The organism is Nocardioides sp. L-11A, assembly GCA_029961745.1.
Taxonomy (GTDB): domain Bacteria; phylum Actinomycetota; class Actinomycetes; order Propionibacteriales; family Nocardioidaceae; genus Nocardioides.
In genome coordinates, this window is sequence record CP124680.1 from 3,025,341 (window position 1) to 3,040,080 (window position 14,740).

Consider the following 14,740-nt stretch of genomic DNA (forward strand, 5'->3'; position numbering starts at 1 on the left):
GACAGAGTGTGTGAGCACTCAGATTAGAACAGGTTCTACTTTTGCTGCAAGCCGGGGGCGCGCCGTCGGCGCAGGAACTAGAACCTGTTACATTTTTGCCATGAAGGACTCCTACGACGTCGTCGTGGTCGGCGCCGGCGGTGCTGGCATGTCCGCAGCCCTCGCGGCCGCCCACCAGGGTCTCGACACCGTCCTGGTCGAGGCGAGCGGTCACTTCGGCGGCTCCACGGCCCGCTCCGGAGGCGGCGTGTGGATCCCCGGCAACTACGCCCTGCAGGCGGCCGGCCAGGTCGACGCCGGCGACCGTGAGGCCGCGAAGACCTATCTCGACGCGATCGTCGGCGACGTGGTGCCCAAGGTGCGCCGCGACACCTACCTGGACCGCGGACCCGAGGTGCTCGACTTCCTGCGCGAGAAGACACCGCTGCGCTTCACCTGGGTTCCGGAGTACGCCGACTACCTGCCCGAGCGTCCCGGCGGCCGGCCGCGCGGGCGCAGCGTCGAGCCGGTGCCGATGGACGCGCGCTTCCTCGGCGACGAGCTCGACCGGCTGCACCCGCCGTACACCAAGGCCCCGGCCAACCTGATCGTCACCCAGGCCGACTTCCGCAAGATCAGCCTCGGCCTGCGCACGATCCGCGGCCCGCTGACCATGCTCAAGGTGATGCTCAAGCGACTGCTGGCGATCGTGACCGGCAAGCGGATGTTCGCGATGGGCAACGCGATCGCGATCGGGCTGCGCAAGGGCCTCGCCGACGCCGGCGTGCCCGTCGAGTACCACACCGCGCTGCTCGACCTGCTCGTCGAGGACGGCCGGGTCGTCGGCGTCGTCGTGGAGCGGGACGGCGAGCGTCGCACGCTCCGCGCGACCCGCGGCGTGATCCTCGGCTCGGGCGGCTTCGAGCACAGCCAGGAGCTGCGTGAGAAGTTCCTGCCCCAGCCGACCTCGTCGGCCTGGTCGACCGGCGCGGCGTCCAACACCGGCGCGGGACTGCTGGCCGGGACGGCGGCGGGGGCTGCGACCGACCTGCTCGACGACGCCTGGTGGGGACCCACCATCCCGCTCCCGGGCCGGGCCTGGTTCTGCCTGGCCGAGCGCAACCTGCCGGGCTCGATCATCGTCAACTCGGCGGGCGCGCGCTACATGAACGAGGCGCTGCCGTACGTCGAGGCCACGCACGAGATCTACCGGGGCCAGGCGACGGGCGTCGACCACGTGCCGTCGTACATGGTCTTCGACCAGACCTACCGCAACCGCTACCTGTTCGCGGGCGTCGCCGGGCGCCAGCCGTTCCCGGGGCGCTGGTACAAGGAGGGCGTCGTCACCCGCGCCGACACGCTGGGCGAGCTCGCCACCGAGGTCGGCCTTCCCGAGGGTTCGCTGGACGCCACGGTCGAGCGGTTCAACGGCTTCGCCCGCTCCGGGGTCGACGAGGACTTCCACCGTGGCGAGTCGGCCTACGACAAGTACTACTCCGACCCGACCGTCAAGCCGAACTGCTCGCTCGCGCCGATCGAGAAGGGCCCCTTCTATGCCGTCAAGATCGTGCCGGGCGACCTCGGCACCAAGGGCGGCCTGGTCACCGACGAGCGCGCCCGGGTGCTGCGCGAGGACGGCTCGGTCATCCCCGGCCTGTACGCCGCGGGCAACGTCTCGTCGGCCGTCATGGGCAACACCTACCCGGGCCCGGGTGGCACGATCGGTCCTGCCATCGTTTTCGGATATCTCGCTGCAGAGGACATCGCCCATGCCGATTGATCCGTCCATCGCGATCGGGGCCGACCTCGGCTCCCGCACCTTCTCGTGGACCGAGTCCGACGTCCTGCTCTACCACCTCGGCATCGGGGCGGGCGCACGCCCGGGCGACAACCTGTCCCCCGTCGCCCTGCGATACACCCTGGACGACGCGGCGCTGCAGGTGCTGCCGTCCTTCGGCGTCGTCGCACCGACCTTCCACGAGACCGACCCGCCGCCGCTGGACCTGCCGGGCTGTGACATCAACCTGGCCCAGGTCGTCCACGGGTCGCAGTCGATCTCGACGTCCGGTCCGCTCCCGACGGCCGGCACCGCGACCGTGCGCACGACGCTCACCGACATCTGGGACAAGGGCAAGGCCGCCGTGATCTGGCAGGAGGGCGTCGCGACCGCCGGCTCCGACGGGACCGGCGAGGAGCTGTGGCGGGTGCGCTCGTCCATCTTCGTCAAGGGCGAGGGCGGCTGGGGCGGTGACCGCGGCTCCGCGGCCCCGGTGGTCGTGCCCGAGCGCGTGCCGGACCACGTGTCGTCGTACACCGTGACGCCGCAGCAGGCCCTGCTCTACCGCCTCTGCGGCGACCGCAACCCCCTCCACGCCGACCCCGGCTTCGCGAAGGCCGCCGGCTTCCCCGCGCCGATCCTGCACGGGCTGTGCTCCTACGGCATCGTCCTGCGCGAGCTCACCGACGGCCTGCTCGGCGGCGACGCCACCGGGGTAGCCGGGTTCACCGGCCGCTTCGCCGGGGTGGTGTTCCCGGGCGAGACCATCCGTGTCGCCGGCTGGCGCGAGGGCGGGTCGATCATCGGCTCCGCCACGATCGAGGGCGGCGAGCGGGACGGCTCTCCGGTCCTCGCGGACTGCGTGCTGTCCGTGGTCTGAGGCTCGTCGGGCGTTGCGGTTTGGTCCCAAACCGCAACAATTGGGGCCGGAAACGTGCAGTCTCTGCCCAATCGACACCTGTTCCGCAGGAGGAGCACCATGCCCACTCGCACCGGACGCACCGCCTGGAACGGCGGCCTGCAGGACGGCACCGGCCAGGTCGAGCTGACCTCGTCGGGAGCCGGCACCTTCGATGTCTCCTTCCCGAAGCGCGCCGCGGACGACGCCGACGGCACGACCAGCCCGGAGGAGCTCATCGGCGCCGCCCATTCCGCGTGCTACGCGATGGCGCTGTCCAACGAGATCGCGAAGGCCGGTGGCACCCCCGTCGCGCTCGACGTCTCCGCCGACGTCACCCTCGGGCCGGACCCCGCCGGTGGCTTCCAGCTCACCGGGATCACCCTCACCGTCCGGGCCGAGGTCGAGGGCCTCGACGCCGCAGGCTTCGACGCCGCCGCCGGCGCGGCCAAGGTCGGCTGCCCGGTCAGCAAGGCGCTCGCCGCGGTGCCGATCACGCTGGACGCGGCGCTCGAGAGCTGAGGCCGGCTCCGTGCAGGAATCGCCGGTCGACCGGTGATTCCTGCACTTGTCGGGCGTTGCAACGCCCGCCAAGTGACAGTTCCGCCCGACAAGTTGCCCGTACGACGGGCGCCGTCCGCGGTCAGGACCGGGCGCCCTCGGCCTTCGCCCGCAGCGCGGCGACCATGGCGTCGGGGTCCTGCGCGGAGTAGACCGCCGAGCCGGCGACGAAGACGTCGGCACCGGCCTCGGCACACCGCTCGATGGTCTCCAGCGAGACCCCGCCGTCGACCTGGAGCCAGGTCTCGACGCCGTGCTTGTCCATCAGCGCCCGGGCCCGCCGGATCTTGGGCAGGCACAGGTCCAGGAACCGCTGGCCGCCGAAGCCGGGCTCGACGGTCATGATCAGCACCATGTCGAGCTCGGCCAGCAGGTCCTCGTACGGCTCGATCGGGGTCGCGGGCTTGAGGGCCATCGAGGCCCGCGCGCCGGCCGAGCGGATCTCCCGCGCCAGCCGGACCGGCGCCTTGGCCGCCTCCACATGGAAGGTCACCGAGCCGCAGCCCGCCTCGACGTACGCCGGGGCGTTGCGGTCGGCGTCCTCGATCATCAGGTGCGCGTCGAGCGGAACCGGGCTGACCCGGGCCAGCGCCTCGACCATCCCCGGACCGAAGGTCAGGTTGGGCACGAAGTGGTTGTCCATGACGTCGACGTGCACCCAGTCGGCGCCCGGGATCCGGGCCACCTCCTCGCCGAGCCGCGCGAAGTCGGAGTTGAGGATCGACGGGGTGATCTGGATGTGGCCCACGGACGGCCAGTCTAGGGGGCGGTGCGCGCGGCGCCTGACCGAGGCCGACCTGCCGCGACGTCGCCGGGCTGCGGCGGCGATCTCGCGATAACCCTTCGCCGCGGCGCCGACCGGCCGATGATGGAGGTGGACCACCACGTCTCCGAGGGAGGCACCCGATGCCGATGATGAACAGCGAGGCCCGCAAGCGGGCCGGTGAGAGCGCCCGCACGGACCCGCAGGCCGAGGTCCGTCGTCTGGCCGAGGCCTGGGACCGCGAGGCCGATCACGAGGACGCCCGCGGCAACGGTTTCGCCGCCGTGATCCTGCACGCCCATGCCCGCGAGCTGCGGGCCGCGCTCGATGAGCTGCTGAGCGCCTGAGGCTCGCCGGCCCCTCAGGCCAGTGCCGCGCCGATCGCGGCCACCCCGGCCGCCACCTCCGCGAACGAGGTCGACAGCGGCGAGAGGCCGATCCGCAGCCCGTCGGGCATCCGGAAGTCCGGGATGACGTCGCGCTCCCACAGCGCGGCGGTCACCTCCCGCATCCGCGGGTGGGCCAGGGTGACGTGCCCGCCGCGCCGGGCCGGGTCCCGCGGTGAGGCGATCCGGACCCCGGGCAGGTCGCGGTCGACGAGCGCGACGGCGTACTCGGTCAGTGCCACGGACTTCGCCCGTACGGCGCCGACGCCGGTCTGCTCCAGCAGGTCGACCATGTCCTCGAGACCGAGCATCCCGACGATCGGCGGCGTGCCGCTGAGCAGCCGCCGGATGCCGGCGGCCGGGGCGTAAGCGGGCCCCATCGCGAACGAGTCGGCCGCGCCCATCCACCCCTGCACGGGCTGGGCGAAGGTGTCGTCGGCGAGGTGGCGCGCTGCCACGTAGCCGTACGCCGGGGCGCCCGGGCCGCCGTTGAGGTACTTGTAGCTGCAGCCGACGGCGACGTCGATCTCCCATGCGTCGAGCTCGACGGGCACCGAGCCGCCGGAGTGGCACAGGTCGACGAGGATCCATGCGCCCGCGTCGTGCGCGAGTCGGGTCAGCGTCTCGAGGTCGGCGAGGTGGCCGGACTTGTAGGCGACGTGACTGACGACGACCAGCGCCGTGTCGGGTCCGAGCACCGGCGCGAGGTCCTCGGCCGTCATCCCGCCGTCGGGGTCCACATCGAGCCAACGGACGGTGAGCCCGCACTCGCGAGCGACCCCCTCGACGACGTACCGGTCGGTCGGGAAGTTGTCGCGGTCGACGACGATCTCGCGCCGCCCGGGCCGGGCGGCGACCGCTGCGCGCACCATCTTGTAGAGCAGCACCGTCGTGGAGTCGCCGACAGCGACCTGCCCGGGGGCCGCGCCGAGGACGACCCGGCCGAGCCGGTCGCCCAGCGTCAGGGGCAGCTCGAACCAGCGCTCGTCCCAGCCGCGAATCAGCCGGCCGCCCCACTCCTCCTCGACGAAGGCCGCCATCCGCGCTGCCGTCGCCCGCAGCGGCCGGCCCAGGGAGTTGCCGTCGAGGTAGACGATCGGCCCCTCCGCCCCGACGAAGCGGCTCCGGTGGCCGGCGAGCGGGTCGGCGGCGTCGAGGGCCGCGGCGTCGAGCGAGGTCAGCGTCACCCTCGCAACCTACTCCCCGGCCCCCTCGTCAGAGGCGTCCTCCTCCGGCAGGTCGTCGCGGTCGGCCCAGGCCAGCAGCGGCGCGATGTCGAAGACGTGGTCGTCGATGTCGTGGTGCAGGTCGCCGAGATCGGCGAACCGCGCCGGCACCGTGCGGATGGTGAAGTCGCGTGGGTCGGCGTCGTCGATCTCGTCCCACCGGAGGGGGGTGGACACGCGGGCGTCGGGCAGGCCACGCACGGAGTACGCCGCCGCGATGGTGTGGTCGCGGGCGTTCTGGTTGTAGTCCACGAACACCGCGGCCGGGTCGCGGTCCTTCTTCCACCAGGTGGTCGTGACCAGCTCCGGCGCCCGCCGCTCGACCTCGCGGGCGAAGGCGAGCGCGGCCCGGCGCACCCCCTTGTGGTCGTGGTCCGGCGCGATCCGCACGTAGACGTGCAGGCCCTTGCTGCCGCTGGTCTTCGGGTAGCCGACGGCGCCCAGCTCGTCGAGCACCTCGTGCGCGACGTGGGCGACGCGGCGGATGTCGTCGTACGTCGACGCGGGCCCCGGGTCGAGGTCGATCCGCCACTCGTCGGGCTGCTCGGTCGCGCCGCGGCGGCTGTTCCACGGGTGGAACTCGACCGTCGACATCTGCACCGCCCAGACCACCGAGGCCAGCTCGGTCACGCACAGCTCGTCGGCGGTGCGCTTCCAGCGCGGGAAGAACAGCTGGACCGTCTCCACCCAGTCGGGAGCGCCGGCCGGGAGGCGCTTCTGGTGCACCTTGTCGCCCGCGAGGCCCTTGGGGAACCGGTGCAGCATGCACGGTCGCTCCCAGAGGGCGTTGACGATCCCCTCGCCGACGGCCAGGTAGTACTCGACCAGGTCGAGCTTGGTGGCGCCGATCTCCGGGAAGTACACCCGGTCGGGGTTGCTCACCCGCACGACGCGGCTCTCGACCTCGAACTCGACCGCGGGGGACGCCATGGCTGTCGAGGGTACCCGTCAGCCGACGCGGCCGAGCGCGACCAGCGCGAGCAGCAGGCAGGCCAGGCTCTCACCGTCGGCGATCTCGCCACGACCCACCCGGGCGAGCAGCTCGTCGAGGGGAACCCGGTGGACCGCGACGATGCCGTCCTCGAGCATCGCGTCGTCGCCGACATGGGTGAGGCCACGGGCGAGGTAGACGATCTCCGGGGCCGCGGCCACGCCGTTGAGCGCGTTCATCCGACCGATCTCCCGCCACTCGGACGCCGCCAGACCGGTCTCCTCGCGCAGCTCGCGACGGGCCGCGGTCAGCGGATCCTCCCCGTCCGTGCCGCCGGCGGGGACCTCGAGCGACGACCGGTCGCCGGTCGTGTAGCGGTCGACCTCGACCAGGACCACCTCGTCGGCGTCGGTCAGCGCCACGATGAACACCGCCGGGTTCCTGACCTCGACGACGCCGTAGATCCCGGCGCTGCCGTCGGGGCGGGTCACCTCGTCCTCGCGCACCCGGATCCACGGGTTCTCATAGGCGATCCGGGTCGAGCGGCGCTGCCACGTCCTCATCGGCTCAACCTAGTGCCCAGCACGTAGCGTGAGCGGGTGGACTTCGACCAGCCGCCCGTCGTCCGGGTCACCGCCGAGGACCGGCTCGATCCCGACGAGTGGCCGATGACGATCCCCGCAGTGGCCCAGGTCGTCCGCGACGGACTGGACCTCGGAGAGGGCGTGACCTTCCTCGTCGGCGAGAACGGCTCCGGCAAGTCGACACTGGTCGAGGCGATCGCCGTGGCCTACGGGCTCTCGCCGGAGGGCGGCACCAACCAGGGCCGGCACACGACACGGGAGTCCGAGTCGCCGCTCCACGGCGCACTGCGGATCCAGCGGGGTCTCGGCGCCGGCCGCTGGGGGTTCTTCCTCCGTGCCGAGACCATGCACGGTTGGTACACCTTCGTCGAGCAGAACCCCGGCGAGCGCGCCCCGGTGTTCCACGAGATGAGCCACGGCGAGTCCTTCCTCGAGGTGCTCCGCACCCGCTTCGACTCCCCCGGCTTCTACTGCCTCGACGAGCCCGAGGCCGCGCTGTCCTTCTCCTCCACGCTCGGCCTGATCTCTGTCCTCGACCGCGTGGTCGGCGAGGGCGGCCAGGTGCTCTGCGCCACCCATTCCCCCGTTCTCGCGGCGATGCCGGGCGCGACCATCCTCGAGGTCGGCGACTGGGGGCTGCGCCGGACGACGTGGGAGGAGCTCGAGCTCGTCCAGCACTGGCGTCGCTACCTCGACGATCCGCGGCGCTATCTGCGGCACCTCCTGGGCTGAGCCCCGTGAGCCCCGCTGTCACGCGGCACGGCCCCTGGAGCGTCAGATGGGTGTGACCGACGACCGGCAGACCGAGGAGTTCACCGCCTTCGTGCGGGCGACCGGCGCCCAGCTCCACCAGGCGGCGATGCTGCTGACCGGCGACCACCACCTCGCCGAGGACCTCACCCAGGCGACGTACGCCAAGGTGTTCACCCGGTGGCGACGGGTGCAGGCGGCCGAGAGCCCGCTGGCCTATGCCCGCACGACCCTGCTCAACACCTTCCTGTCGCACCGGCGGCTGCGCCGCAACAGCGAGCGCCCGCGCGACCTGGGCGACGCCGACATCGGGCCGCCTCCCACTCCCGGCACCGACCCGGAGCTGCGGGTGGACCTCCTCGACGCGCTCACCGGGCTCGCACCGCTCGACCGCGCCGTGCTGCTCCTGCGCTACTGGGAGGACCGCAGCGTCGCCGACACCGCCGCCGACCTCGGGATCAGCGAGTCCGCGGTGCGCACCCGCGCCCGCCGCGCCCTGCAGCGGCTGCGCCCCCTGATCGACCCCGTCTCCGAGAGGACCCGCCCATGACCGACCACGACCCGACCGAGCGCACCGACCGGCTCGACGCCCTCGTCGGCCCCGCGCTGCGCGAGCGGCTGCGCGACGAGCGGCCCGACCTCGAGCATCTCGCCGCCGGCTCCCTCGCCGCCGGCCTGCGGCTGCGCCGGCGACGCCGGGTGGCGCTGTCCGGCACCGCGGCGGCCGTCGCCGTCGTGGCCGCGGTCTCCGTCGCCGCCGGCGCGCTGTCCGGGACCGGCACGGCCGCCCGCGACGGCTCCATGGCGAGCGGCCCCACCGCGACCGCCACGGTCACGTCCCCGGGTGCCGAGCTCACCGCCCCGACCGTCCCCACCGGACCCACCTTCCCGGTCGTGATCGAGGCGCCCGACTGGAGCTGTGAGTACTTCGCGATCGACGAGAAGGCCTGGTGCACCCGCGGCGAGCTCGGCGTCTCCGTCGTCGCGCGCCCCCGGTCGTCGTACGACGACTGGAAGGGCAGCGTCGACAAGGAGGGCTCCGCATTGTGGATGAGTCCGCTGCACGGCAACTACTTCGTCACGCTGCAGGGCGGTGAGGACGGCCTGTCCCCGGCCGATCTGACGGCGTTCGTCGCCGGGATGACGTTCGCGCCGCACTGGGAGCGGCCGTAGCGGCCAGCCCGAGCGCGGCCAGCCCGAGCGCGGCCAGCCCGATCAACGCCGCGGCGGGCAGGCCGAGCCCGCCGACGCCGTACCGCGCGACGATGCCGGACGCGAGCGCCGCGCCGACGGCGATGCCGCCGTTGAACAGCACCGGGATCAGCGCGCCGGCCAGCGCGCGGTGCGCCGGCCCGCCGAGGCGCAGGATCAACGTCTGCGCCAGCGGCGGCAGCGCCCCGGAGGCCACGCCCCACAGCGCGACCAACCCGAGGCTGCCGTCGCTGCCCACGGCCAGCACGGCGACCGCGGTCAGCAGCGTCGCCGTGACCAGGCCGGGAAGGGTGCGGTCCACCCGCCCGGCGACCATGACCCCGGCCGCCGAGGCCAGGCCGAAGACCAGCAGCGCCGCGGCGGGCGGTCCGCTCAGTCTCGTGATGAACGTGTAGGCGCCGTAGTGACCGACCAGGATCAGGGCCACCAGGACGGTCACCACGACCATCGGACGCAGCGAGCCCCCGCGCGCGTCCCCTGCGATGTCGTCGGCACTCGGGGCTGGTGACGAGGGGACGACGCGCAGCACCAGTGTCGCCGCGACCAGGCTCGCTCCGGCCAGCACCGCGAAGGACGCGCGCCAGCCGACCAGGTCCGCGACCAGCCGTCCGACCGGCGTTCCCAGCACCATCCCGAGCGTCGCTCCTCCGAGCACGACCGACGTCGCCCGGCCCAGCAGCCTGTCGGGCACGAGGTCCGCGACGTGCGCGTTGACCGTCGACCAGAGCAGGCCGACCGCGGCGGCGCCCAGGGTGCGTGCGACCAGCACGACGGCGTACGACGGGGCGAGGGCGGTGCCGGCAGCGGCGATCGCGAACACCACCAGACTCCCGGCGATCACACCGGTGCGCGGCAGGCCCCGGGAGAGTCGGACCAGCGGGATGCTCGCCACCACGACGACGGCGGCCCAGATGCTGACCAGCAGGCCGGCTGCGGACTCGGAGACAGCGAGCCCGCGGCTCATCGGACCGAGGACCGCCGTGGGGAGCATCTCGCCGGTGACCATGACCAGCGTCGCCGCGCCGAGCACGGTCAGGACGGGCCAGGGCAGCCGGTCGGTGGGTGGTGCGGACGTGGCGCGGCTGGGGCTGGCGGAGGTCATGTCCTCGACGCTAGAGTCTCACACTGATGTCAATGTCAAGGTCCGGCGATGGGGATGTGAGGCAGCAGACATGAGGACACGGCGGTGAGGATCGGCGAACTGGCCGGGCGGACCGGGGTCGCCACCCGGCTGATCCGCTACTACGAGCAGCAGGCCCTGCTGCTCGCCGACCGGCTGCCCAACGGCTACCGGACCTACGGCGAGGACCATGTCGAGCGGATCGAGCGGATCGCCGGCCTGGTCCAGGCCGGCGTCCCGACCCGCCTGGTCAAGGTGCTGCTCGAGGCCGAGGATGCCTGCGCCCGCGAGCAGGCGACCTGCTCCGCCGAGGTGGCCGCCCTGCTCGCGGAGGAGTTGGTGGGCCTGGAGAAGCGGATCGCCTGTCTCAGCCGCAGCCGCGACACGATCCGGCAGTTCCTCGCCCAGGTCAGTGCCAGCCCAGCCCCGGCGCGATGTGGATGAGGACCGACTCGATCACGTGCGCGTTGTAGTCGACGCCCAGTTGGTTGGGACGAAGTCAAGAGTGGACAGCAACAACCGATCCCTCATGCAGAATGCGCGGGCTAGTTCTTCTCGCCCCAAGAGTTGCGCTGCACGAACCAGCGTGACTGGTTGGTGTCCCATGTGACGAATGATGATGGGTCAAACATTGACTCCAGTACTTCGACGCTCATGATCTGGGCAGCGAGCAAGGAGAGTGTGTGGTTCCTGCCGCTGTCGCTCTCGAAGTCCCAGAAGTGGTATCGAGGAGTCTGGTCGCTTGCCCTCCTACTCGGGCCGTAGTCCATGGGAGCACAGCGCCTGATCTGAACGGCTCCACCGTCTTCCTGCGAAGGCCACGTGACGCGGACTTCACGACAGCCTTCGATGGCTTCAAGAACTGCGTCGTGGTTGGTGAGGTACATGTTTCGGCTCCTTGCCGGTGAATGTCGCTCGACCGAGGAGCTGGTTGACTGGGAACGCAGGCTACGGCACGATGGGGAGGCTTCGCTGCGTAATGGCGAAACAGCGGCGGTGCAGTGGCCGTATGGAACCAGTCGATCCATTTCCAGTACGGGAGCTGGCCCCGACTCATAGGCTCGCTTGGTGCTTCGCGGTCTCAACATCGCTAGTCAGTGGCGCTCCCTTGCGCCGGGCTTCTGGCCCAAGGACGTCCCGTTCGGGAAACGCACCATCGTCTACGGACACAACGGGAGCGGCAAGTCCACCATTGCTGACCTGCTACTAGCGCTCGCCGATGAGGGCGCCCCCGTGGATACGTCCTGGGAGGACGAGGGCGGAACCTCTCACCGCGTGGCGCGTGGAGCGATCGGCCCCGCCACTGGTATGGCGGTGTTCACCAAGCGGTGGGTGGAGGAGAACCTCTCAGCATTTCTGGACGGCGAATCCGCGTCCGCCATCGTGACGCTGGGCAGAGAGGCCATCTCGGCGAAGGAGGAAGAGGAGCGCCTCGCTGAGGAAATCACGGCCCTCACCAAGTCCGCCAAGGAGTTCGCCAGCAAGGCCAAGGAGCACGACAAGAAGGCCGAGGCGCTGGCGCGCGAGGTCCAGAACCTCATCGTCGCGGAGTTGGAGGACGTAGACCGACGACGATTCACCAAGCACCGGTATCAACTGCCGACAGTGAAAGCCAACCTCGCCGGGTTCAAGGGAGAGGTGCCGAGCGCCGCTGACCACGCCGCCGCGCTGATGCGCCTGGGGGAGGGCGCGCCAGAGAAGATTCCAACTCCCCGCGCGATGCCGGATGCCGTCACGGCCAGCCTGAGCGACATGGACGCGCTCTTGTCCGAAACTCCGACCCGCCAAGCTCTGGCCTCACTCGAAGGTCATCCCGAAGCGCAGCGATGGGTTGAAGAGGGCCGCGAACTGCACGAGGACGAGTCCGAATGCTTGTTCTGCGCCTCGCCGCTTACCAAGGAGCGCCGAGAAGCCCTTGCGAAGCACTTCGACGAGAGCTGGGTGAGCATCCGCGCTCGCGCCCGCACGCTGCGCGAACGGGTGAGTCAAGAAGCAAGGGACTTGGCAGCGTGGGTAAATGAGTGGCCCGACTCGTCGCTCATCGCCAGCGAGCATCGTCCCGGCTACCAGGAGGCCGTCGAGGCTATCCAGGCGGCCGTAGCGACGAGGAGCGCCGTCCTTGAAGCTGTCGAGGTCGCTCTTAGTGCGAAGGAGCTGGACCCAAGCGCTACCCTCACGTCGCCGGACCTGACCCTACTGGGTACGCCACCCAGTACGACGGCTGCGGATGAGCTTGTCACAACGCACAACGAGCAGGCTGACGACCACGACCGCATCCGTACCGAGAGCATCAACACGGTTCTCGATCACCTGGTTGGCTCCCACAGTGCGCGCTTCCTGGACCACAAGAAGCAGGTCGACGAAGCATCCGAGAAGGGAACGGCCGACACGCGAGCGGCGTCCGTCAGCGAGAGCGCGTTGAGGCGAATCCGCGAGCAGAGGCTCACGACCAGCGAGACGGCTAGGAGGCTCACCGAAGACCTGTCGAGGGTGTTTGGGCGGGGCCACCTCTCCGTCCGCGTCACCGACGACGGCAAGTCCTACACCTGCTGGCGCGGCGGCCAGGCCGCAACTCATCTCAGTGATGGTGAGCGCACCACTCTTTCGCTCTTGTACTTCCTGCGCCAGTTGGAGGATGAAAGTCACAAGGCTGACCCTGGCCAGCGGATTGTCGTAATCGATGACCCCTCCAGCTCCCTGGACCGCGAGTCGGTCTTCGCTACCCATCAGTGGCTGGTCTCGGCGCTAGAGAACGCGGGACAGTTTATTCTCTTCACCCACGACTTCAACCTGCTGCGCCTGTTCCTGAAGTCGCAGAAGAACCAGTGGGACACCTCGTTCAAGAAGCTGAAGAACAACGACCCTGACGAGACGAGATACCCGCGCGTCGCCTTCGTCGAGTGCTTCGCAAGCAACCAGGGCGGGCAGCGCCAGACGCGTATTGCCCCGCTGCCCGATCTGCTTCGCAAGAGCACCTCCGAGTACGCCTACCTGTTCTCGATGATCATGAAGGGTCTTGCGGAGCCAAGCGACCACGAGCGCCTGTTCCTACTTCCCAACGCAGCACGCCGTGTGCTGGAGAGTTTCGCGAGTTATCGCACGCCGGACCTTAGCCACTTCGACAAGCAACTTGAGGCAATGATCGAGGAGCCAGAACTCCAGCCTTACCGTGACGTCTACGACTTCTGCAATAGGTGGTCCCACGGTGAAGGAAGCGAGGCGGTGGACGTTCTCGACGCACGAGCCGTCTACAACTCGGTCCGGCGATGCATGGAGTTCCTACGTGCGGCTGACTCCGACCATTTCGCCCGCCTCTGTAAGGCAACATCGGTTGACGCCAACGTTCTGCGCTGACCTGTCGTTTCGACGCGACAGAGTTCGCGAGGGCTCGTGGCAGCGCCGTTGCCGTCACAGTCGAAGCTGGTGCTCGCCGAGCGACAGCAGTAACAGCAGTTCAACGGTTGCTCACGCCTCGCCCGTTGGTTTCGTTTTGGGCCCGGATCGACCCCGTCAGACCGAGGGCGAGCGACCGGTCATCGCCACCCGAGTTCGGGAGCCACGTGCTGAATGACGCTCTCGATAACCGATGTACAATAGGCAACCCCCAGCTGGTTGGGGACCGTCAGCAGCAGCGTGTCGGCCTCGGCGATGGCCTCGTCGCCGCGCAGCTGCTCGACGAGCCGATCCGGCTCGGCGGCGTACGAGCGGCCGAAGATCGCGCGCATGTCGTCGATCTGACCGACCTGGTCGTCGTCGGGACGCCCGCCGAAGTACATGCGGTCCTCGTCGGAGACGAGCGGAAAGATCGACCGGCTGACGGACACCCGCGGCTGGTGCTCATGCCCGGCGGCGGCCCATGCCTCGCGGAAGACCCGGATCTGGTCGGCCTGCTGGACGTGGAACGGCTGGCCGCTCTCGTCCTCCTTGAGGGTCGAGCTCATCAGGTTCATGCCGAGCTCGGCGGCCCAGCGGGCGGTGCCGTTGGACGCGGCACCCCACCAGATCCGCTCGCGCAGGCCCTCGGAGTGCGGCTCGAGCCGGAGCAGCCCGGGCGGGTTGGCGAACATGGGACGTGGGCTGGGCTGGGCGAATCCCTCCCCGCGCAGCACCTCGAGGAGGACCTCGGTGTGCCGACGGGCCATGTCGGCCTCGGTCTCGCCCTCGGCCGGCGCGTACCCGAAGTAGCGCCACCCGTCGACGACCTGCTCCGGTGACCCGCGCGAGATGCCCAGTTGCAGCCGGCCGCCCGAGATCAGGTCGGCGGCGCCGGCGTCCTCGGCGAAGTACATCGGGTTCTCGTAGCGCATGTCGATCACGCCGGTGCCGATCTCGATCCGGTCGGTCCGGGCGCCGATCGCGGCGAGCAGCGGGAAGGGACTGGCGAGCTGCCGGGCGAAGTGGTGCACGCGGAAGTAGGCGCCGTCCGCGCCGAGCTCCTCCGCCGCGACCGCGAGGTCGATCGACTGGAGCAGGGTGTCGGAGGCGGTCCGCACCTGCGAGTGCGGGCTCGGCGTCCAGTGGCCGAACGAGAGGAACCCGATCTTCTTCATGAC

General features: G+C 70.6%; 16 protein-coding genes. 9 read left to right on the top strand and 7 right to left on the bottom strand.

All coding sequences use genetic code 11. From position 1 onward, the window contains the following. Nucleotides 1–100: 100 nt before the first annotated feature. From kstD to QJ852_14515, 3 genes are all read left to right on the top strand, one after another. Entirely contained in the window at nucleotides 101–1,759 is a 1,659-nt protein-coding gene (gene kstD, locus QJ852_14505) for a 3-oxosteroid 1-dehydrogenase (protein WGX94365.1), read from the top strand. Next, nucleotides 1,749–2,636 carry a MaoC/PaaZ C-terminal domain-containing protein gene (locus QJ852_14510; protein ID WGX94366.1) on the top strand — a complete coding sequence of 296 codons (888 nt, stop codon included), beginning with the start codon at nucleotides 1,749–1,751 and terminating at the stop codon, nucleotides 2,634–2,636. The genes kstD and QJ852_14510 overlap by 11 nt, the downstream gene beginning before the upstream one ends. A 99-nt stretch (nucleotides 2,637–2,735) precedes the next feature. Continuing rightward, complete coding sequence (locus tag QJ852_14515) at nucleotides 2,736–3,176, top strand: OsmC family peroxiredoxin (protein WGX94367.1); 441 nt, start codon at nucleotides 2,736–2,738, stop codon at nucleotides 3,174–3,176. A gap of 121 nt (nucleotides 3,177–3,297) precedes the next feature. Here the strand turns inward: QJ852_14515 and rpe are convergent, their stop codons facing one another. Continuing rightward, a complete protein-coding gene (gene rpe / locus QJ852_14520; GenBank protein WGX94368.1) occupies nucleotides 3,298–3,963 on the bottom strand; it encodes a ribulose-phosphate 3-epimerase in 666 nt (221 codons plus the stop codon). 158 nt (nucleotides 3,964–4,121) lie between these two features. Here rpe and QJ852_14525 point away from each other — a divergent pair, with 158 nt between their 5' ends. Continuing rightward, nucleotides 4,122–4,325: a hypothetical protein gene (locus tag QJ852_14525; protein WGX94369.1), complete on the top strand. Its 204-nt coding sequence runs from the start codon at nucleotides 4,122–4,124 to the stop codon at nucleotides 4,323–4,325. Between the two features lie 14 nt (nucleotides 4,326–4,339). Here QJ852_14525 and QJ852_14530 read toward each other — a convergent pair whose 3' ends face one another. The 3 genes from QJ852_14530 to QJ852_14540 are packed head-to-tail and all read right to left on the bottom strand — an operon-like array spanning nucleotide 4,340 to nucleotide 7,084. Continuing rightward, entirely contained in the window at nucleotides 4,340–5,551 is a 1,212-nt protein-coding gene (locus tag QJ852_14530) for an aminotransferase class V-fold PLP-dependent enzyme (protein ID WGX94370.1), read from the bottom strand. A 9-nt stretch (nucleotides 5,552–5,560) separates the two neighbouring features. Beyond that, nucleotides 5,561–6,520 carry a non-homologous end-joining DNA ligase gene (gene ligD, locus QJ852_14535; GenBank protein ID WGX94371.1) on the bottom strand — a complete coding sequence of 320 codons (960 nt, stop codon included), beginning with the start codon at nucleotides 6,518–6,520 and terminating at the stop codon, nucleotides 5,561–5,563. Nucleotides 6,521–6,538: 18 nt separating this feature from the next. Beyond that, on the bottom strand, nucleotides 6,539–7,084 hold the full coding sequence (locus QJ852_14540) for an NUDIX hydrolase (GenBank protein WGX94372.1): 546 nt from the start codon (nucleotides 7,082–7,084) through the stop codon (nucleotides 6,539–6,541). Between the two features lie 36 nt (nucleotides 7,085–7,120). Between QJ852_14540 and QJ852_14545 the strand changes: the two genes are divergently transcribed. The 3 genes from QJ852_14545 to QJ852_14555 are packed head-to-tail and all read left to right on the top strand — an operon-like array spanning nucleotide 7,121 to nucleotide 9,028. Next, nucleotides 7,121–7,837: an AAA family ATPase gene (locus QJ852_14545; GenBank protein WGX94373.1), complete on the top strand. Its 717-nt coding sequence runs from the start codon at nucleotides 7,121–7,123 to the stop codon at nucleotides 7,835–7,837. Between the two features lie 46 nt (nucleotides 7,838–7,883). Then, on the top strand, nucleotides 7,884–8,405 hold the full coding sequence (locus QJ852_14550) for a SigE family RNA polymerase sigma factor (protein ID WGX94374.1): 522 nt from the start codon (nucleotides 7,884–7,886) through the stop codon (nucleotides 8,403–8,405). Beyond that, nucleotides 8,402–9,028, top strand: coding sequence for a hypothetical protein (locus tag QJ852_14555; GenBank protein ID WGX94375.1), 627 nt, complete (start codon nucleotides 8,402–8,404; stop codon nucleotides 9,026–9,028). Before QJ852_14550 ends, QJ852_14555 begins: the two co-directional genes overlap by 4 nt. On the opposite strand, the gene QJ852_14560 is transcribed toward QJ852_14555, so the two are convergent. Beyond that, entirely contained in the window at nucleotides 8,934–10,169 is a 1,236-nt protein-coding gene (locus QJ852_14560) for an MFS transporter (GenBank protein ID WGX94376.1), read from the bottom strand. The two genes, QJ852_14555 and QJ852_14560, sit on opposite strands and share 95 nt — an antisense overlap. 84 nt (nucleotides 10,170–10,253) lie before the next feature. Here QJ852_14560 and QJ852_14565 point away from each other — a divergent pair, with 84 nt between their 5' ends. Beyond that, nucleotides 10,254–10,631: a MerR family transcriptional regulator gene (locus QJ852_14565; protein ID WGX94377.1), complete on the top strand. Its 378-nt coding sequence runs from the start codon at nucleotides 10,254–10,256 to the stop codon at nucleotides 10,629–10,631. A gap of 101 nt (nucleotides 10,632–10,732) precedes the next feature. Here QJ852_14565 and QJ852_14570 read toward each other — a convergent pair whose 3' ends face one another. After that, on the bottom strand, nucleotides 10,733–11,074 hold the full coding sequence (locus QJ852_14570; GenBank protein ID WGX94378.1) for a hypothetical protein: 342 nt from the start codon (nucleotides 11,072–11,074) through the stop codon (nucleotides 10,733–10,735). A 181-nt stretch (nucleotides 11,075–11,255) separates the two neighbouring features. Between QJ852_14570 and QJ852_14575 the strand changes: the two genes are divergently transcribed. Next, nucleotides 11,256–13,541 carry an AAA family ATPase gene (locus tag QJ852_14575; GenBank protein ID WGX94379.1) on the top strand — a complete coding sequence of 762 codons (2,286 nt, stop codon included), beginning with the start codon at nucleotides 11,256–11,258 and terminating at the stop codon, nucleotides 13,539–13,541. A gap of 179 nt (nucleotides 13,542–13,720) precedes the next feature. Here the strand turns inward: QJ852_14575 and QJ852_14580 are convergent, their stop codons facing one another. Then, on the bottom strand, nucleotides 13,721–14,737 hold the full coding sequence (locus QJ852_14580) for an LLM class flavin-dependent oxidoreductase (GenBank protein WGX94380.1): 1,017 nt from the start codon (nucleotides 14,735–14,737) through the stop codon (nucleotides 13,721–13,723). Between the last annotated feature and the right edge of the window lie 3 nt (nucleotides 14,738–14,740).

Coding starts and splice junctions, on each gene's coding strand:
- kstD (WGX94365.1), top strand. CDS start 101: ATGAAGGACTCCTACGACGTCGTCGTGGTCGGCGCCGGCGGTGCTGGC.
- QJ852_14510 (WGX94366.1), top strand. CDS start 1,749: ATGCCGATTGATCCGTCCATCGCGATCGGGGCCGACCTCGGCTCCCGC.
- QJ852_14515 (WGX94367.1), top strand. CDS start 2,736: ATGCCCACTCGCACCGGACGCACCGCCTGGAACGGCGGCCTGCAGGAC.
- QJ852_14525 (WGX94369.1), top strand. CDS start 4,122: ATGCCGATGATGAACAGCGAGGCCCGCAAGCGGGCCGGTGAGAGCGCC.
- ligD (WGX94371.1), bottom strand. CDS start 6,520: ATGGCGTCCCCCGCGGTCGAGTTCGAGGTCGAGAGCCGCGTCGTGCGG.
- QJ852_14540 (WGX94372.1), bottom strand. CDS start 7,084: ATGAGGACGTGGCAGCGCCGCTCGACCCGGATCGCCTATGAGAACCCG.
- QJ852_14550 (WGX94374.1), top strand. CDS start 7,884: ATGGGTGTGACCGACGACCGGCAGACCGAGGAGTTCACCGCCTTCGTG.
- QJ852_14555 (WGX94375.1), top strand. CDS start 8,402: ATGACCGACCACGACCCGACCGAGCGCACCGACCGGCTCGACGCCCTC.
- QJ852_14560 (WGX94376.1), bottom strand. CDS start 10,169: ATGACCTCCGCCAGCCCCAGCCGCGCCACGTCCGCACCACCCACCGAC.
- QJ852_14570 (WGX94378.1), bottom strand. CDS start 11,074: ATGTACCTCACCAACCACGACGCAGTTCTTGAAGCCATCGAAGGCTGT.
- QJ852_14580 (WGX94380.1), bottom strand. CDS start 14,737: ATGAAGAAGATCGGGTTCCTCTCGTTCGGCCACTGGACGCCGAGCCCG.